This window comes from Pseudomonas sp. 2, from assembly GCF_056627435.1.
On the sequence record NZ_JBWXNG010000008.1, the window covers coordinates 54228 to 71336 of the forward strand.

At 63.1% G+C, this 17109-nt stretch carries 16 protein-coding genes; 6 read left to right on the forward strand and 10 right to left on the reverse strand.

Annotated elements, in window-relative coordinates:
- Positions 1 to 840 carry a formate dehydrogenase accessory sulfurtransferase FdhD gene (fdhD, locus tag AC1MEK_RS15065; RefSeq protein WP_480397086.1) on the reverse strand — a complete coding sequence of 280 codons (840 nt, stop codon included), beginning with the start codon at positions 838 to 840 and terminating at the stop codon, positions 1 to 3.
- A gap of 97 nt (positions 841 to 937) precedes the next feature.
- Positions 938 to 1825: a LysR family transcriptional regulator gene (locus tag AC1MEK_RS15070; RefSeq protein ID WP_480397087.1), complete on the reverse strand. Its 888-nt coding sequence runs from the start codon at positions 1823 to 1825 to the stop codon at positions 938 to 940.
- Positions 1826 to 1979: 154 nt separating this feature from the next.
- Here AC1MEK_RS15070 and lysM point away from each other — a divergent pair, with 154 nt between their 5' ends.
- Positions 1980 to 2420: a peptidoglycan-binding protein LysM gene (gene lysM, locus AC1MEK_RS15075; protein WP_480397088.1), complete on the forward strand. Its 441-nt coding sequence runs from the start codon at positions 1980 to 1982 to the stop codon at positions 2418 to 2420.
- Positions 2421 to 2554: 134 nt separating this feature from the next.
- Here lysM and yrfG read toward each other — a convergent pair whose 3' ends face one another.
- A complete protein-coding gene (gene yrfG / locus AC1MEK_RS15080) occupies positions 2555 to 3217 on the reverse strand; it encodes a GMP/IMP nucleotidase (RefSeq protein WP_480397089.1) in 663 nt (220 codons plus the stop codon).
- Positions 3218 to 3307: 90 nt separating this feature from the next.
- On the opposite strand from yrfG, the gene nudE reads away from it, so the two are divergent.
- Together nudE and cysQ are read left to right on the forward strand one after the other, a co-directional pair.
- Complete coding sequence (nudE, locus tag AC1MEK_RS15085) at positions 3308 to 3874, forward strand: ADP compounds hydrolase NudE (protein ID WP_480397090.1); 567 nt, start codon at positions 3308 to 3310, stop codon at positions 3872 to 3874.
- Positions 3871 to 4719, forward strand: coding sequence for a 3'(2'),5'-bisphosphate nucleotidase CysQ (cysQ, locus tag AC1MEK_RS15090; RefSeq protein WP_480397091.1), 849 nt, complete (start codon positions 3871 to 3873; stop codon positions 4717 to 4719). The genes nudE and cysQ overlap by 4 nt, the downstream gene beginning before the upstream one ends.
- Positions 4720 to 4901: 182 nt before the next feature.
- Here cysQ and AC1MEK_RS15095 read toward each other — a convergent pair whose 3' ends face one another.
- From AC1MEK_RS15095 to rfbB, 7 genes are read right to left on the reverse strand one after another with little or no spacing between them, the layout of a single operon-like run.
- On the reverse strand, positions 4902 to 5366 hold the full coding sequence (locus AC1MEK_RS15095) for a thioesterase domain-containing protein (RefSeq protein WP_480397092.1): 465 nt from the start codon (positions 5364 to 5366) through the stop codon (positions 4902 to 4904).
- The gene (locus AC1MEK_RS15100) at positions 5353 to 6732 is read right to left on the reverse strand and encodes a sigma-54-dependent transcriptional regulator (RefSeq protein ID WP_480397093.1); all 1380 of its coding nucleotides are present in this window, start codon (positions 6730 to 6732) and stop codon (positions 5353 to 5355) included. The genes AC1MEK_RS15095 and AC1MEK_RS15100 overlap by 14 nt, the downstream gene beginning before the upstream one ends.
- On the reverse strand, positions 6729 to 8540 hold the full coding sequence (locus AC1MEK_RS15105) for a sensor histidine kinase (RefSeq protein ID WP_480397094.1): 1812 nt from the start codon (positions 8538 to 8540) through the stop codon (positions 6729 to 6731). Before AC1MEK_RS15105 ends, AC1MEK_RS15100 begins: the two co-directional genes overlap by 4 nt.
- A gap of 38 nt (positions 8541 to 8578) precedes the next feature.
- A complete protein-coding gene (gene rfbD / locus AC1MEK_RS15110) occupies positions 8579 to 9460 on the reverse strand; it encodes a dTDP-4-dehydrorhamnose reductase (protein WP_480397095.1) in 882 nt (293 codons plus the stop codon).
- Positions 9457 to 10002, reverse strand: a complete 546-nt coding sequence (gene rfbC, locus AC1MEK_RS15115) for a dTDP-4-dehydrorhamnose 3,5-epimerase (RefSeq protein WP_480397096.1) — start codon at positions 10000 to 10002, stop codon at positions 9457 to 9459. The genes rfbD and rfbC overlap by 4 nt, the downstream gene beginning before the upstream one ends.
- The gene (gene rfbA, locus AC1MEK_RS15120) at positions 9999 to 10874 is read right to left on the reverse strand and encodes a glucose-1-phosphate thymidylyltransferase RfbA (protein ID WP_480397097.1); all 876 of its coding nucleotides are present in this window, start codon (positions 10872 to 10874) and stop codon (positions 9999 to 10001) included. Before rfbA ends, rfbC begins: the two co-directional genes overlap by 4 nt.
- Positions 10871 to 11950 (reverse strand): dTDP-glucose 4,6-dehydratase, encoded by a 1080-nt coding sequence (rfbB, locus tag AC1MEK_RS15125; RefSeq protein WP_480397098.1) that lies wholly within the window; start codon positions 11948 to 11950, stop codon positions 10871 to 10873. Before rfbB ends, rfbA begins: the two co-directional genes overlap by 4 nt.
- Positions 11951 to 12228: 278 nt before the next feature.
- Here rfbB and AC1MEK_RS15130 point away from each other — a divergent pair, with 278 nt between their 5' ends.
- The 3 genes from AC1MEK_RS15130 to AC1MEK_RS15140 all read left to right on the forward strand — a co-directional run bounded on the left by AC1MEK_RS15130 (position 12229) and on the right by AC1MEK_RS15140 (position 16956).
- Positions 12229 to 15147 (forward strand): aminotransferase, encoded by a 2919-nt coding sequence (locus AC1MEK_RS15130; protein ID WP_480397099.1) that lies wholly within the window; start codon positions 12229 to 12231, stop codon positions 15145 to 15147.
- 315 nt (positions 15148 to 15462) lie between these two features.
- Positions 15463 to 16569 (forward strand): agmatine deiminase, encoded by a 1107-nt coding sequence (gene aguA / locus AC1MEK_RS15135; RefSeq protein WP_480397100.1) that lies wholly within the window; start codon positions 15463 to 15465, stop codon positions 16567 to 16569.
- Between the two features lie 243 nt (positions 16570 to 16812).
- A complete protein-coding gene (locus AC1MEK_RS15140) occupies positions 16813 to 16956 on the forward strand; it encodes a hypothetical protein (RefSeq protein WP_480397101.1) in 144 nt (47 codons plus the stop codon).
- Positions 16957 to 17109 lie beyond the last annotated feature (153 nt).

A 17109-nucleotide genomic window follows, 5' to 3' on the forward strand; every position in this document is an offset into this window, starting at 1 on the left:
TCACGCTTTACTCTCCAAGGCAGGGCTGTAGACCCTAGGGGCGCTGTGTTTGGGCAAATGGATCAGGTTGAGGTTGTGGCGGCGTGCCCATTGCAGCGCCAGGCCCGTGGGCGAGGACAGGCTGACGAGGGTTTGAATGCCGGCACGCAGGACTTTCTGGATCAGTTCCAGGCTGCAACGGCTGGTGACGATGGCCAGGCCCCCTTGGGTGGGGATGTTCTGGCGAATCAACGCGCCGATCAGCTTGTCCAGGGCGTTGTGCCGGCCGATGTCTTCCCGGCCCAGCAGCAACTCGCCCTGGTCGTTCATGAAAATAGCCGCATGGACGGCACCGCAATACGCGCCCAGCGGCTGAAACTCGCTCATACGTTCACGCAGGCCCGTGAGCCATTCGACGGGCGGCAATGGAGCGCCGGGCAGCACGTTGAGCTCGGGCAACGCCTGCTCTACCGCTTCCACGCCACACAGTCCGCAGCCGCTGGTGCCTGCCAGCTGCCGGCGCTGGGTTTTCAGGTTCCAGAAGGCGCGGCTGGCGATTTCCACTTCCGCCGTTTGTGCCGAACCGCAGCCGCCGAGCTTGATGTCGTAGATCTCGTCGGCAGACTCGATGATCCCGCTGCCAATGCTGAAGCCCACGATGAAGTCTTCAAGATCGGTAGGCGTGACCAGCATCACCGCCTGGCTGATGCCGTTGTAGGCAATCGCCAGCGCCACCTCTTCGGCAAGCACGTTGGGCTCGCTGGCGTCACCGTCCAGATTCGAGAAGCTGTAAGACTGGCTTGCGGCGGGCGCGGGCAGTGGTTTTGCGGGCGCCGTACCGTCCGTGCTTTTGGAAGGCATGAGGAATGACCGGCAGTGTGTATGAAGGCCTTAAGCCTATGCCACCGGTGGTATGACGTCTAATTGCTAGTACTGATGTTTTGATAGATGGCGTCGATCAAGATGGCTCGGTCATCTTTTGATACAAACCAAAGCAGGCTTCGGCCAGCGCCGAACGCGGTGCCGAGCGCCGCATGATCAGCCCCAGGCGGGCCAGGGTCGTGGCCTGCTCAATGGGTTGCAGGCGCAGATGCTCGGCCAGTTTCTCCAGGCCGCCATCGAGGGGCATGATTGCGCAACAGAAGCCGTCGTTCACCGCTTGCAACAATTGATGCACGGCGTCGGTCTGGATCAGCGGCTGAGGTTGCAGGCCGCGGCTGTGGAAGTTGTGGTCGATGGACTGGCGAAAGTGCATGCCGCTGGTGAGCATGCCCAGCGGCAGTTCGATCAGGCTTTCCCAGCTCAGCGGCGCCTCGCCGAAACTGAAATGACGCGGGTCGTACATCAGGCCCATGCGGGTTTCGGCCAGTTCCAGGGCCTCGAAGCGCTCGGTGTCGAGGCGATCCAGGTACGAAACGCCCAGATCCAGACGGTTGCTCGCCAACTGATCGAGCATCTGCTCGGAACTGAGCGACGACAGCTCGAAGCGCATGTTGGGGTGCGCGCTGTGCATGCGTTGCAGCAGGGGCAGCGGGTCGAAGTTCGACAGCGGGACCACGCCCAGGCGCAGTGTACCGACCAGATTTCCCCGGCAGGCCGCCGCTTCGGCCTGCAAGCCGTCGTAGGCCGCCAGCACCGTGCGCGCCCAGGCCAGCACGCGCTCGCCCGGCGCGGTGAAGCCCTCGAAGCGCTGGCCGCGGTTGACCAGCGGCAGGTCCAGCTCTTCTTCCAGGCTACGCAGGCGCATGGAAAGCGTGGGTTGGGTGATGTGGCAACGCGCAGCCGCCTGCCCGAAGTGACGGGTTTCGTCCAGGGCGATCAGGAACTTCAGCTGCTTGATATCCATTGTCACTCCGCAGGGCTTGAGGGCTGGCGCAGGGATTCTAACGCGCGTGGGCGTCGCGTGGGGAATGGGGTCATTGGTCGGATGCGCCGAGGGCGCGGTCGGATGCGGCTATGGTTGAGATTCGGACATCACAAAAACGCAGGGAGAAACAATCATGAGCATTTTCAGTTTTCTGAAGGATGTCGGCGAAAAGGTCCTCGATGCGCTGACCCCAGGGAACGCCAATGCTGACGAAGTCTTGAAAGATCACATTTCAAAGGTTGGTCTGGGTAACCCGAACATCAGCGCAACGGTGGACGGCGACAAGGTGACGTTGACCGGCGAAGTGGCCAGTCAGGAAGAGAAGGAGAAAATCATTCTGGCGGCGGGCAACATCGCAGGCGTCGGCAGCGTTGAGGACCAGATCACGGTCTCCGGCCCGCCCGCAGCGCCCGCCCGGTTTGTCACGGTGGAGAAGGGCGATACTCTCAGCGCCATTTCAAAACGTGTGTATGGCGACGCGAACAAGTATCAGAAGATTTTTGAAGCCAACAAACCGATGCTCAAGAGCCCGGACAAGATCTATCCGGGGCAGGTGTTGCGTATTCCGGATTGACCCCATTTTGTCGGGGCCGGCGATTTCTTGATTGTGGGAGCCGGCTTGCTGGCGAATACGTTGTGTCAGACACCTCAATTGTGAATGACACTCCGCATTCGCCAGCAAGCCGGCTCCCACAGGTTTTGCAGTGCCTACAGTCCTTGTATCAACTCTCGATAATCCTCCAGCGCCGCAAACTCCTCGGTGTCCTTCGGCCCCTTGCGGCTGTCCGGCTCGCGCACGGCGAGCAAGTGTTTCACGCCATAACGCCCGGCACTGCGCAGGATCGGCAGGGTGTCGTCGATGAACAGGCTGCGGGCCGGGTCGAAGCCGATGTCGGCGTGCAACGCGTCCCAGAACTGCGGGTTTTCCTTGGGGAAGCCGTAATCGTGGGAGCTGATCAGGCGTTCGAAGTAGGGCGCCAGTTGCAGCCGCTCCATTTTCAGCGACAGCGAATCGCGGTGGGCATTGGTGATCATGATCACGCGCTTGCCTGCCTTCTGGATCGCTGCCAGAAAGGTTTCGGCGTCCGGGCGCAGGGCGATCAAGTGGGCGATCTCGACTTTCAGGTCCTTGACCGACAGTTTCAGCTCCGCGCTCCAGAAGTCGGTGCAGTACCAGTTCAGCGTCCCGGCGTTCTTCTCGAACAGCGGCACCAGTTCCAGCAGCGCCATGCTCAGGCTGATGCCGTGCAGGTCGGCATAGCGCTGGGGCAGATATTCCAGCCAGAAGTGGTTGTCGAAGTGCAGGTCCAGCAGCGTGCCGTCCATGTCGAGCAAAACGGTGTCGATATCCGGCCAGGGCAAGGAAGGCATTCGGGTCCCTCGGTGGTGAGTGAGTCGCTTGCGACCAAGACATTCGCGCAAGCCGCTGTATAGTACCCCGTCTACGCCAAGGAGCTCGTCATGCGCCAGAAACCCACCGTACTCGCTCGCGAAATCGTCGCCAGCAGCCGCCTGTTCCGCGTCGAGGAAGTGCAGCTGCGCTTCTCCAACGGCGTCGAGCGCGTTTACGAGCGCCTGGTCGGGCGCGGCAACGGTTACGGCGCGGTGATGATCGTGGCGATGCTCGATGCCGAGCATGCGGTGCTGGTCGAGGAGTACTGCGGCGGCACCGATGAGTATGAGCTGTCGCTGCCCAAGGGCCTGGTCGAGCCGGGTGAAGACGTACTGGCCGCCGCCAACCGCGAACTCAAGGAAGAGGCGGGGTTTGGCGCGCGGCAGCTGGAGCATCTCACCGAGCTGTCGCTCTCGCCGGGCTACATGAGCCAGAAAATCCAGGTGGTGCTGGCCAGCGACCTGTACGAAGAGCGCCTGCCGGGCGACGAGCCCGAGCCGATGCGCGTGGACAAGATCAACCTGCGCGAGCTGTCCAGCCTCGCCCAACATCCTCAGTTTTCCGAAGGTCGCGCCCTGGCGGCGCTGTACCTGGCGCGTGACCTGCTGACCCAGCGTGGAGCCTTTCAGCCATGACCGATGTATTCGCCCAACTTCCCCATCCGCTGCTGGCGCCAGTGGTCGACCTGTGTCGCCGCGCCGGTGAAGTCATCCTGCCGTTCTGGCGCTCCGGGGTGCAGGTCACGGCCAAGGCCGACGATTCGCCGGTGACCGCTGCCGACCTGGCCGCCCACGAATTGCTGGTGGCGGGGCTCAAGGCGCTGGACCCGAGCATTCACATCCTGTCCGAGGAAGACGCCAATATCCCGCTGAGCGAACGCAGCCAGTGGCAGCGCTGGTGGCTGGTCGATCCGCTGGACGGCACCAAGGAGTTCATTTCCGGCAGCGAAGAGTTCACGGTCAATGTCGCGCTGATCGAGAACGGGCGCGTGGTGTTCGGCGTGGTGTCGATGCCCACCAACAATCGTTGCTACTTCGGCGGTGCTGGGCTGGGCGCCTGGCGCAGCGACAGCGTCACCCAGGCCGAGCCGATTCGCGTGCGCAATCAGCCGGCGGCGGGTGAGGCGTTCACGGTGGTGGCCAGCCGTCGCCATTCGAGCCCGGCGCAGGAAAAACTGCTGGCCGGGTTGTCGGCGGCAGTGGGAGAGCTGGAGCTGGCCAATATCGGCAGCTCGCTGAAGTTCTGCCTGCTGGCCGAGGGTTCGGCCGATTGCTATCCACGCCTAGCGCCGACTTCGCAGTGGGATACCGCTGCGGCGCAAGGCGTGCTGGAAGGGGCGGGCGGCGTGGTGCTGGATCTGGCGGGCGAGACATTCGACTATTCGCCGCGTGAGTCGTTGCTCAACGGGTTCTTCCTGGCGCTGCCGGCGCAGGCGCCGTGGCGGGATGCGTTGATCACGCTCGCAAAATCAGAAATCTAGACGCTGTTGATTCTGCCCGTAGGGCGTAGGAGCTTGGCTTGCCAGCGATCTGCCGGGAACCGGCAGTAAACCCTGAGAATGCGGTCTGCCTGACACAGCCCGATTGAATGGTTTCACTGCCGCTTCGCGCCAGATCGCCGGCAAGCCAGGCTCCCACGCCTTCGGCAGAAGCGGGTCCGCGTTTATTTGTGCAGAACGTACTGCCCCACAAACGCCACCGCCGTCTCATCCGAATCCTCGGCCACTATTCGGGTTGCCAAGGCCAGGCGCGCCCTGCCTCGGCGCTGGTACATCTTCACGAACCTGTCCCAGGTCGCTTCATCAGGCGCATCGCAGATCGCCACACCATCGCGTTTGACTGGCAATGGGTACTGGATCTGCCCGTCCTGGATCACGATGTGGCCGTCGTCGATCCCGGCCTCTTTCAGCCGCAAATACAACCAACCCCAACCCGCCAGCACCGCGCCGCAATACAGGCTGCCGCCAAATAGCGTGCTCTTGTGATTGATATTCTGCGCCAGTGGCAGGTGCAGGCGCAGTTGCTGGTTTTCCCAGGCGATCACGCGCATGCCCATGTCGCGGGTCAGCGGGATGTCGTGGTGCAGCACCCGTTGCAGGTGCGCGGCCTGTGATTCAGTCGTTGTCATCGGACCCTCCACCGCTGAAATTCAGCCCGTGCTTGCGCAGCTTGTCGTGCAGGGTTTTGCGTGGCACGCCCAGCGCTTCAGCCAGGCTGCGCACCGAGCTGTGCGGGCGCGCCAGTTCGGCGGCAATCAGCGCGCGTTCGAAGCCTTCGACCTGCTCGCTCAGCCCGCCCGTGGATGCTGACGCGGCCTGGGGTGAGGCACCTTCAAGTTCCAGTTCAAGGCCCAGGGCGAAGCGTTCAGCGGCGTTCTGCAGTTCGCGCACGTTGCCCGGCCAGTTGTGGCGCAGCAGCATCGAGCGATGGCCCGGCTGCAGTTCGTGGCGTGGCAGGCCGTGGCGCAGGCTGGCGGCGTCGGCGAAGTGCTGGAACAGCACCAGCGGATCCTCGCCCCGTTCACGCAACGGTGGAATACGCAGCGGCGCCACGTTCAGGCGGTAATACAGGTCGGCGCGGAAACGCCCCTGATCGGCGGCATGGCGCAGGTCTTCCTTGGTGGCCGCGATCACCCGGATATCCAGCGGGATCTGCTGATTGCCGCCCAATCGCTCGACCATCCGCTCCTGCAACAGGCGCAGCAGTTTGACCTGCACGTCCATGCTCATGCTCTCGATCTCGTCGAGAAACAGCGTGCCGCCGTTGGCGAATTCGAACTTGCCGATGCGCCGCTTCTGCGCGCCGGTGAAAGCGCCCGGTTCATGGCCGAACAGTTCGCTCTCGACCACCGACTCGGCCAGGGCGCCGGCGTTGATCGCCACGAACGGCCCGGCGCGGCGGCTGGACAAATCGTGCAGCGCGCGGGCGACCACTTCCTTGCCCGCGCCGGTTTCACCCAGAATCAATACGTCAGCCTTGGTCGCTGCCAGTGCGCCGATCTGATCGCGCAGGCGCTGCATCGGCGCCGAGAGGCCGACCAGCCGCGTGCTCAGTTGCTGGCGGTCGCTCAGCTCCAGGCGCAGGCTGCGGTTGTCCAACACCAGGCGGCGCCAGTCCAGCGCGCGGCGCACGCTGTCGAGCAGGGCATCGCTGGCGAAGGGTTTTTCCAGAAAATCATAGGCACCGGCGCGCATCGCCTGAACCGCCAGCGGCACGTCGCCGTGGCCGGTGATCAGCAGTACCGGCAGCTCCGGATCTTGCGCGTGCAACTGATTCAGCAGTTCGAGCCCGTCGATCCCCGGCATGCGGATATCGCTGACGATCACCCCCGGCCAGTCACGCTCGATGCGCCCCGGCACGCCTTTGGCGTCGCCCAATGAGAGGATTTTCAGGCCGGCCAGGTCCAGTGTCTGGCTCAGGGCCTGACGCAGGTGCGGGTCGTCGTCGATCAGCACCACCTGAATCCGGCTGTCGATGGCGGTGTCCGTGGTCATGCAGAGAGATCCTCCGGCGGTTGAAGACTGACGCCCGATGCGGCGGTGCGCATGCGCAGCGTCAACAGCGCGCCGCCCTCGGGGTGGTTGGCGAACAGCAGCTCGCCGCCCAGGGCGCGCATCAGCGTATCGCAGATCGCAAGGCCCAGGCCCAGGCCCTGCGTGCTGGTCTTGGTGGTGAAAAACGGCTCGCGGGCGTGCTCCAGCGCCATGCCGGAAAACCCCGGGCCGTTGTCGCGAATGTACAGATTGACGCCTTCGGCGTTGTGTTCGGCGCTGATCCACAGCTTGCGCGGCGGGCCTTTCTCGGTCAGCGCGTCCAGGGCGTTGGCCAGCACGTTGCCGAGCACCTGGCGCAGGCGGGTTTCGCCGGCCTGCACCCACAGCGTGGCGTCGGGCAGGTCGCGGATCAATTCCACGTCCATGGCCCGGCGCCGCTTGGCCAGCAGCGACAGCGCGTCGTCGAGGGCTGGTTGCAGGGCCACGCTTTCCGGCGCATGGCGGTCGCGGCGGGCGAAGGCGCGCAGGTGGGCGATGATCGAGGCCATGCGCCCGGTCAACTCGCTGATCAATTTGAGGTTGCCGCGGGCGTCGTCGGTGCGTTCATGATCGAGCAGCACCTGGGCGTTGTCCGCGTAGCTGCGGATGGCCGCCAGCGGCTGGTTGAGTTCGTGGCTGATGCTCGCCGACATGGTGCCCAGTGCCGACAGCTTGCCGGCCTGAACCAGCTCGTCCTGGGCGCGGAACAGTTCCTGCTGGGCGTGTTCGCGCTCCAGCACTTCCTGGCGCAGACGCCGGTTGAGGCCTTCCAGGTCGGCGGTGCGTTCGGTCACCCGCACCTCAAGCTCCCGCCGCGCCTTGCCCTCGATACTGATGCGGTCCAGGTAGTGCCGACGGCGCTGCATCATGATCCCCAGCAGCAACATCAACACCAGCAGCGCGCCGCCGCCGATGGTCACCACGGTGCGCACCGGGCGCGACACCAGCACCTTGGGCGCGAGGATATTGACGCTCCAGCCGGTTTCGTCGATCTGCTGGGTCTGGGTCAGCCAGCCGTTTTCATCCAGCTGCAGCGGGCGCGGGTCGCGGGTCGGGTAGGGCTGGATGGCGACGATGGCCTGCTTTTCTTCTTCGCTCAGCGGGCGGGTCGCGCGGAAACGCCAGTTGGGGTTGGAGGTCAGGATCACCACGCCGTTGTGGTCGGTGACCAGCAGTTGTTCGGGCGTCTTGCCCCACAGAGTTTCAGTCAGGTCCAGATCGACCTTGACCACCAGCACACCGATCACTGCGTCGCCGTCGCGCACGGCGGCGGCGAAAAAGTAGCCGCGCTTCGCTGAGGTGGTGCCCAGGCCGAAGAAACGCCCGAGTTTGCCGGCCATGGCATTGCTGAAGTAGGGGCGGAAGGCGAAGTTGCGGCCGACGAAGCTGTCGCGCTTGTCCCAGTTCGAGGCAGCCAGGGTGTCGCCGTTGGGGGCCATCAGGTAGATGACTTCAGCGCCGGTCTGGCTGGCCGTGTTGGCCAGCAATTGGTTGGCGTTCGCCTGAGTCGCGGCGTCCTGCGGGTTGGCGAGCATGGCGCGCAGGCCCGGCAGATCACCGAGGATCTGCGGCAGCACTTCATAGCGGTGCAGGGTGCCCAGCAGGTTGGCAACGTACAGATCCAGGGTCTGGCGATTCTGGCTCAGCAGCTCGTTGCGGTAGTAATGCTCGGCCAGCCGTTCCAGCGGCCACAGCAACGGCGCCAGCAACAGGGCCAGCAGCGCCAGGCTGCGCCAGCGGGGGCGGGGCGGAAGTGAGGTGCGAGTCATCGTAGGCCGTGTGCGAGCGGATGTACGCCACATTATGCCTACGACTGTTGTTTCAGGCACTCCAGCATTGCATCGTGCCAGTCTGGCTGGCTGACACCCCACTCGCGTTGCAGGCGGCTGCAGTCCAGGCGCGAATTGAGTGGCCGAGCGGCAGGCGTCGGGTAGGCGCTGGACGGGATGGGCTCCAGTGTCGCGCAGGGCTTGCCCGCCCGTCTGAGCTGCTCGCCGATGGCCTGGGCGAAACCGAACCACGAGGTTTCGCCGCTGTTGGTCAGGTGATAGACGCCCCAGGCCCCGGGTTTGCCCTCGCGCCAACGTTTGATCAGCGAGCGGGTGCTTTGCGCGATGGTGCCAGCCCAGGTCGGCGCGCCGATCTGGTCGGCGACGACGTTCAGCTTTTCGCGCTCCTGCAACAGCCGCTGCATGGTCAGCAGGAAGTTCTTGCCGGTCAGCGAGTACACCCAGCTGGTGCGCAGGATCAGGTATTCGCCGCCCGCTTTGGCGATGGCCTGTTCACCGGCCAGCTTGCTGCGGCCATACACGCCCAGTGGATTGGGCAGGTCCGACTCGTTCCAGGCGCCATCCTTGCTGCCGTCGAACACGTAGTCGGTGGAATAGTGAATCAGCGGAATGCCCAGCGCAGCGGCTTCTTCAGCGAGCACGCCGGGAGACGTGGCGTTGATGGCGAAGGTCAGCTCAGGCTCACTCTCGGCCTGATCCACTGCCGTGTGCGCCGCGGCGTTGATGATCAGGTCCGGCTTGATCTCGCGCACGACTTCACGAATCGATTCAGGCTGACCCAAGTCCAGACGATCGCGCCCCAGCACGATCAATTCGCCCAGGTCTTCGAGGCTGTGCTGCAGCGCCTGTGACACTTGGCCGTGCTGGCCCGTGATCAGGATTCGCAAGGCGCGGCTCATTCAAACAGATCCGCGTCTTTCAGGCTTTTGCCCACCTGGTCCTTGGCCGACAACTGCGGTGTCTCGGTCAGGTTCCAGTCGATGGCCAAGTCCGGATCGTCCCAGCGAATGCAGCGCTCGGCCTTCGGGGTGTAGTAATCGGTGGTCTTGTAGAGGAATTCCGCGTAGTCGCTAAGCACCACGAAACCGTGGGCGAATCCTGGCGGAATCCATAGCTGACGCGCGTTCTGCGCAGAGAGCTCAAGGCCGAACCATTTGCCGAAATGCGGCGAGCTCTTGCGGATATCCACCGCGATATCCAGCACGCTGCCCGCCGTTACCCGGACCAGCTTGCCCTGCGCGTTTTCAATCTGGTAGTGCAGCCCGCGCAGGACGTTTTTCTGCGAGCGCGAATGGTTGTCTTGCACGAACTGGGCAGTGACGCCCGTCGCCTCGGCGAATGCCGCGGCATTGAAGCTTTCGTAGAAGAATCCACGCTCGTCACCGAACACCTTCGGTTCAATGATGAGGACATCTGGCAACTCACTCGCGATGACTTTCACTGACTTTCCCCTGCGATCTTGAACAGGTACTGACCGTAGCCGGTTTTGCCGAAATAGTCTGCGCGTTTGAGCAGGTGCGCCCGGTCGATCCAGCCATTCTGATAGGCGATCTCTTCGAGGCAGGCGACCTTCAGGCCCTGACGGTGCTCGACGACCTGCACGTACTGCGACGCATCGAGCAGGCTGTCGTGGGTGCCAGTGTCGAGCCAGGCGAAACCGCGGCCGAAGCGCTCGACGCGCAGATCGCCGCGCTTGAGGTAGGCGTTGTTGACGTCGGTGATTTCCAGCTCGCCCCGTGGCGACGGTTTGACGTTCTTGGCGATCTGGATCACTTCGTTGTCGTAGAAATACAGGCCCGTCACCGCGTAGCTGGATTTGGGCGCCTTGGGTTTTTCTTCGATGGACAGCGCCTGGCCGTTTTCGTCGAAGTCGATCACGCCGAAGCGCTCCGGATCCTTGACCCAGTAACCGAACACCGTTGCGCCGGACTTCTGCTCGGCCGCACGCCTAAGCTGCTCGCTGAAATGCTGGCCGTGGAAGATGTTGTCGCCCAGGATCAGGCAGACCGAATCGTCACCGATGAACTGCTCGCCGATCAGAAACGCCTGGGCCAGGCCATCGGGCTTTGGCTGTTCGGCGTAATGGAAGTGCACGCCGAACTGGCTGCCGTCGCCAAGCAGGGCGCGGTATTGCGGCAGGTCCAGCGGGGTGGAGATGATCAGGATTTCCTTGATGCCGGCCAGCATCAACACGGAAATCGGGTAGTAGATCATCGGTTTGTCATAGATCGGCAGCAACTGCTTGGAGACGCCGAGCGTGATCGGGTGCAGACGCGTGCCGGAGCCACCGGCCAGTACGATTCCCTTGGTCATGCGATCAGATCCTTTACGTGGGTGCCCAAGCGTTCGCCCTGGTAGCTGCCGTCCTGGACGTTGCGGCACCATTCCAGGTTATCCAGATACCATTGCACGGTTTTACGCAAGCCCGACTCGAAGGTTTCTTCCGGTGTCCAGCCCAGTTCGCGCTCGATCTTGCTGGCGTCGATGGCATAGCGCATGTCGTGGCCGGGACGGTCGGTCACGTAGGTGATCAGGTCCGCGTAATGGGCCACGCCCTTGCGCTGTTCCGGGGCCAGTTCTTCGAGCAGTGCGCAGATGCCACGCACCACGTCGATGTTCTTCTGTTCGTTGTGGCCACCGATGTTGTAGGTCTCGCCGACCTTGCCTTCGGTGACCACCTTGAGCAGCGCGCGGGCGTGGTCTTCGACGAACAGCCAGTCGCGCACCTGCAAGCCGTTGCCATATACCGGCAGCGGCTTGCCCGCCAGAGCATTGAGAATCACCAGCGGAATGAGCTTTTCCGGGAAGTGGAAGGGGCCATAGTTGTTCGAGCAGTTGGTCACCACCACGGGCAGGCCATAGGTGCGCTGCCAGGCGCGCACCAAGTGGTCGGACGCCGCCTTGCTGGCCGAATAGGGCGAGCTGGGCGCATAAGGCGTGGTTTCGGTGAACAGGTCATCGACACCGTGCAGGTCGCCATACACTTCGTCGGTGGAAATATGGTGGAAGCGGAACGCCGCGCGCTCGGCGTCCGCCAGGCCCTGCCAATAGCCACGGGTCGCTTCCAGCAGGCTGTAGGTGCCGACGATGTTGGTCTGGATGAATTCAGACGGCCCATCGATCGAGCGGTCGACGTGGGACTCGGCCGCCAGGTGCATGACGGCATCGGGCTTGAAGCGCTCCAGCACCTTGCTGACAGCCGCCTGGTCGACGATGTCCTGCTGCACGAACTCGTAGCGGGTATTGGTGACGATGCTTTGCAGCGACTCGAGGTTGCCAGCATAGGTCAGTTTGTCGAGGTTCAGTACGTCATGATCGGTGTTGTTGATCAAATGGCGGATCAGCGCCGAACCGATAAAACCGGCGCCACCGGTGACAAGTATTCGCATGGCCAAACCTTCTTCCCTGGGTGGACGTCAAGATAACGAAGCATAGCTTGGGAGGATGTACCGGTCCGCGCAAGGCGCAAACCGCCCACAGGCCATGAAATTAATTGATTGCTGACCAGGGTATGCGTCATAAAACCGCCGCGACTGTTTCATGCGCTTAACGGGTCAACTATCTATCGAACGTTTCGGGATTTTCTTGATCCCGCGGCGGGCGGGGTTGCCTACCTGCACTTCATCTGGCGATAGTGTTCGTCCAATCCTGCCTTGGGGCTTCCCACATGCCGCTCGAAACTCTGATCCGTCGATCCAGCCTGCCTTGTCCGGACATCAGCCCCGATCAGGCCGCCCGATTGCTCTCGACGCATTACGGGCTGGCCGGGACGCTCAAGGAGCTGGGCAGCCACCAGGACCGCAACTTTCGCGTGGATTGCGGCGATGGACGGCGCTTTGTGCTGAAGATCTGCCACGGCGACTACTCGACGCTGGAGCTGGCGGCGCAGCACGCCGCGCTGCGTCACCTGGCCGGGGTCGCGGATGTTCGCGTACCGGCCGTGATCACCGCCAACACCGGTGAGGATCTGCTGTCGCTGGAGGTGGATGGCCACGCCGTGCATGTGCGCCTGCTGGAATACATCGATGGCCAGTCGCTGGCCCATGTCGCGCACCTGAGCCGGGACGTGGTGGCCGGGCTGGCGGAGTTGTGCGCGCGGGTCGACGTCGCGCTGGCCGGTTTCCGGCATCCGGGGCTTGAGCGCATTCTGCAGTGGGACCCGCGCCATGCCAGCGCGCTGGTCAAGCATTTGTTGCCGGTGATCGGCGACGGCGACAAGCGCGCTTGTGTCGCTCAGGCGGCGGAGCAGGCACACGCGCGCCTGTTGCCGCTGATGGCCGCGCTGCCGACCCAGGCGATCCACATGGACATCACCGAATACAACGTGGTGTGGGGTCGCAACGCCCACCATCTGTGGCAATTGCAGGGCCTGATCGATTTCGGCGACCTGGTCAGCACCTGGCGCATCGCCGATCTTTCCGTGACCTGTGCGGCGCTGCTGCATCACGCCGAAGGCGACCCGTTGTACATTCTGCAGGCGATTCAGGCCTACCACGCGATCAATCCGTTGCAGCCGCAGGAGCTACAGGCGCTGTGGCCGCTGATCGTCGCGCGCTCGGCGGTGCTGGTGCTCAGCAGCGAGCAGCAGGCCAGCATCGAGCCGGACAACACCTACATCCAGGCGAATCTTGCCAGCGAGTGGAACATCTTCGATGTGGCGACATCCGTGCCGATGGCATTGATGGAGGCGGCGATTTTCAGCGCGGTCGGTCAGGCGCAGCCTTCTACGGGTGAACATTCGTTCGCACCACTTCTGCCAAGCCTAACCGGCCAGACGTTCACGCCTGTCGATCTGGGCGTGCTCAGCGAGCATTTCGAGGCGGGCAACTGGGAACAGAGCGGCATCGACGAGCGACTGCTTCAGGAGGCAGCGCAGGATCATGGGCTGGCCGCCAGCCGTTACGGCGAGTACCGCCTGTCCCGCACCCGGCCTGACAGCGCTCGCGAGCCGGACACCTTGGCACTGCACGTCGAGTTGGTGATTCCCCACGGCACGGCGGTGCATGCGCCGTTTCACGGGGCTCTGCGGCATACCGCCGACGGCGCGCTGATGCTGGTCGGCAGCGACATGAACCTGCGCCTGTGGGGCGTGCGCTCGGACTTCGATTCCGGTGTGCAGTTCTCGGCCGGCGACGTGATCGGGCAGGGCGGCGGTTCGCTGATCGTGCAGCTGTGCTCCGAGGCGGACGTGAGCCCGCCGTTGTTCACCACGCCTTCGCGGGCTGCGGCCTGGCGCGCGTTGTGCCCATCGCCCAGGACGATCCTGGGTTTCGATTGCGATGCGCCGAGCGTCGACGATGCGGGCGCACTGCTGGCACGCCGCGATGCCAGTTTCGCCCGCTCGCAGAAACACTATTATCAGGCCCCGCCGCAGATCGAGCGCGGCTGGCGCAATCACCTGATCGACATGCAGGGCCGCTCCTATCTGGACATGCTCAACAACGTGGCCGTACTCGGTCACGGTCACCCGCGCATGGTCGAGGTGGCGGCAAAACAGTGGTCGCTGCTCAACACCAACTCGCGTTTTCACTACGCGGCCATCGCCGAATTTTCCGAACGCCTGCTCAAGCTTGCGCCTGAAGGCATGGATCGCGTGTTTCTGGTCAACAGCGGCACTGAGGCGAATGATCTGGCGATTCGCCTGGCGTGGGCCTACAGCGGCGGGCGCGATGTCCTGAGCGTGCTGGAGGCGTACCACGGCTGGTCGGTGGCCACCGATGCCATCTCGACGTCCATCGCCGACAACCCGCAGGCCCTGGAAACGCGTCCGGACTGGGTGCATCCGGTGGTGGCGCCCAACACCTATCGAGGCGAGGCCCGCGGCGCGGACAGCACGCCGTTCTATCTGCAAAGCGTCGATGCCCATCTGGCGCGGCTGGCCGAACAGGGCCGGCAACTGGCCGGGTTCATCTGTGAGCCGGTTTACGGCAATGCGGGCGGGATTTCGCTGCCGCCGGGCTATCTGCAGCAGGTCTACCAGAAGGTTCGCGCCCAGGGCGGCGTGTGTATCGCTGACGAGGTTCAGGTCGGTTATGGCCGGCTCGGCCACTATTTCTGGGGCTTCGAAGAGCAAGGCGTAGTGCCGGACATCATCACCATGGCCAAAGGCATGGGCAACGGCCATCCGCTTGGTGCTGTGATCACCCGCCGGGAAATCGCCGAGGCGCTGGAGGCCGAGGGTTATTTCTTCTCTTCGTCAGGTGGCAGCCCGGTGAGCTGCAGAATCGGCATGGCGGTGCTGGACGTCATGGAAGAAGAACAGCTGTGGGAAAACGCCCGGCAAGTGGGCGGACATTTCAAGGAGCGGCTGCTGGCGCTGATCGACAAACACCCGCTGGTGGGCGCGGCCCACGGCTCGGGCTTCTACCTGGGACTGGAACTGGTGCGCAATCGCCAGACGCTGGAGCCAGCGACCGAAGAAACCACCTACCTGTGCGACCGGCTGCGTGAGCTGGGCATTTTCATGCAGCCCACGGGGGATTACCTGAACATCCTCAAGATCAAGCCGCCGATGGTCACGACCCGGCGCAGCGTGGATTTCTTTGTCGACAGCGTTTCCAAAGTCCTGAGCGAGCTGGAAGGCTGAACACGGTCCAGGCACCGTCCCAAACCTCTGTAGGAGCGAATTCATTCGCGAAGATCGGTCAGGCGATACATCTCTATCGCCTGACACATTTTCGCGAATGAATTCGCTCCTACAGGGCGGTTGATAACCGACTAATATCGATATAAATAAAATATTTTGGCGATCTTGTATCGTTTAAATCTTTATTGGCCGATTTTTATCGGCTATAAAGGCTCCCGAATTGTCATGGCGCGTCTGCTATGGTGATTGGCGATCAAACCTGCGCGGGCGTGCTGGTGTTCAGCACAGGCCCCGACGAACCGGAGTCCTGAATACATGACCACACTCAACAGCACCCCGCGCGCCGATGGCTTCTACATGCCTGCCGAATGGGCGCCGCAGACTCAGACCTGGATGGTCTGGCCGGAGCGCCCGGACAACTGGCGCCTGGGTGGCAAGCCGGTGCAGAGCGCGCACGTCGCGCTGGCCAAGGCCATTGCCCGCTTCGAGCCGGTAACGGTCGCGGTGTCCGCCGCGCAATACGGCAACGCCCGCGCGCGCCTGGACGTGCCGAACATTCGTGTGGTCGAAATCAGCAACGACGACGCCTGGGTGCGTGACACCGGCCCGACGTTCGTCATCAACGATCAGGGCGAAGTGCGCGGCGTGGACTGGGATTTCAACGCCTGGGGCGGTTTCGACGGCGGCCTGTATTCGCCGTGGAACCTGGACTCGGCGCTGGCCAGCAAGGTGCTGGAAATCGAACGCTGCCCGCGTTACGTCACCGAAGGCTTCGTGCTCGAAGGCGGATCGATCCATGTCGACGGCGAAGGCACGCTGATCACCACCGAAGAATGCCTGCTCAACCGCAATCGCAACCCGCACCTGTCCCGCGAAGAGATCGAAGCGGTGCTGCGCGACCATCTGTCGGTAGACACGATCATCTGGCTGCCGGATGGCCTGTTCAACGACGAAACCGACGGCCATGTGGATAACTTCTGCTGCTACGTGCGCCCCGGCGAAGTCCTGCTGGCCTGGACCGACGATCCGAAAGACCCCAACTACCCACGCTGCCAGGCCGCCATGGCAGTGCTGGAAAATGCACGGGACGCCAAGGGCCGGCCGTTCGTCGTGCACAAGATGCCGATTCCGGGCCCGCTGTTCGCCACTGAAGAAGAATGCGCCGGCGTCGATCAGGTGCACGGCAGCCAGGAACGCGATCCTTCGGTGCGTCTGGCCGGTTCCTACGTGAACTTTTTGATCGTCAACGGCGGCATCATCGCGCCGAGCTTCGACGATCCACAGGACGAACCGGCGCGCCAGATCCTGCAGCGCCTGTTCCCCGAGCACGAGGTGGTCATGGTCCCGGGCCGCGAGCTGCTGCTGGGCGGCGGCAACATCCACTGCCTGACCCAGCAGCAACCGGCGCCGCATCGCGCTTGAGTTGGTTCGCTTCTTGCTGACTGAAAAGCCTGTCGAACGACGGGCTTTTTTGTGGGTAGGGTTTTCTCGTTTGCCTGCAAAAAGTGTCCGAGAGTTACCTAAACGGTTACTTGTTTCGCTCGTCTGTAACAAAAGTCCCGTAGATTTCGCAGCTCAAGACGCAAGAGGTTATCCCCTATGAACGCAGGTCATGAGCCGCAAGTGGCTCGAGGTTTGTCTGCGAGCAGTGAAGCACGGCAGATGATGGCGGACTGGTTACGGATAACCCAGGCTCAGAAAACCCAGGTCGAAGCGACCGACTACCGGACGATGCTGACCCAGCGCTACCCCTACGGACTGATCAACGACGCTGAAATGGATGCGTTGGTCGGCATTCTCGACAGCTGATGAGTCGGCCTCTTTCAACAGAAAGAGGCCGACCCGTTTGTCCGTTTGGGTTTCATCAAATTGACACCCTTGTATGCCGCGGATAGCATTCGCGGCTCCACCGCCTGTGGCCAAGCGCCATGTACGTGCATCAGTAGTCCACTGCGATGATTT

Coding starts and splice junctions, on each gene's coding strand:
- fdhD (WP_480397086.1), bottom strand. CDS start 840: ATGCCTTCCAAAAGCACGGACGGTACGGCGCCCGCAAAACCACTGCCC.
- AC1MEK_RS15070 (WP_480397087.1), bottom strand. CDS start 1,825: ATGGATATCAAGCAGCTGAAGTTCCTGATCGCCCTGGACGAAACCCGT.
- lysM (WP_480397088.1), top strand. CDS start 1,980: ATGAGCATTTTCAGTTTTCTGAAGGATGTCGGCGAAAAGGTCCTCGAT.
- yrfG (WP_480397089.1), bottom strand. CDS start 3,217: ATGCCTTCCTTGCCCTGGCCGGATATCGACACCGTTTTGCTCGACATG.
- nudE (WP_480397090.1), top strand. CDS start 3,308: ATGCGCCAGAAACCCACCGTACTCGCTCGCGAAATCGTCGCCAGCAGC.
- cysQ (WP_480397091.1), top strand. CDS start 3,871: ATGACCGATGTATTCGCCCAACTTCCCCATCCGCTGCTGGCGCCAGTG.
- AC1MEK_RS15095 (WP_480397092.1), bottom strand. CDS start 5,366: ATGACAACGACTGAATCACAGGCCGCGCACCTGCAACGGGTGCTGCAC.
- AC1MEK_RS15100 (WP_480397093.1), bottom strand. CDS start 6,732: ATGACCACGGACACCGCCATCGACAGCCGGATTCAGGTGGTGCTGATC.
- AC1MEK_RS15105 (WP_480397094.1), bottom strand. CDS start 8,540: ATGACTCGCACCTCACTTCCGCCCCGCCCCCGCTGGCGCAGCCTGGCG.
- rfbD (WP_480397095.1), bottom strand. CDS start 9,460: ATGAGCCGCGCCTTGCGAATCCTGATCACGGGCCAGCACGGCCAAGTG.
- rfbA (WP_480397097.1), bottom strand. CDS start 10,874: ATGACCAAGGGAATCGTACTGGCCGGTGGCTCCGGCACGCGTCTGCAC.
- rfbB (WP_480397098.1), bottom strand. CDS start 11,950: ATGCGAATACTTGTCACCGGTGGCGCCGGTTTTATCGGTTCGGCGCTG.
- AC1MEK_RS15130 (WP_480397099.1), top strand. CDS start 12,229: ATGCCGCTCGAAACTCTGATCCGTCGATCCAGCCTGCCTTGTCCGGAC.
- aguA (WP_480397100.1), top strand. CDS start 15,463: ATGACCACACTCAACAGCACCCCGCGCGCCGATGGCTTCTACATGCCT.
- AC1MEK_RS15140 (WP_480397101.1), top strand. CDS start 16,813: ATGGCGGACTGGTTACGGATAACCCAGGCTCAGAAAACCCAGGTCGAA.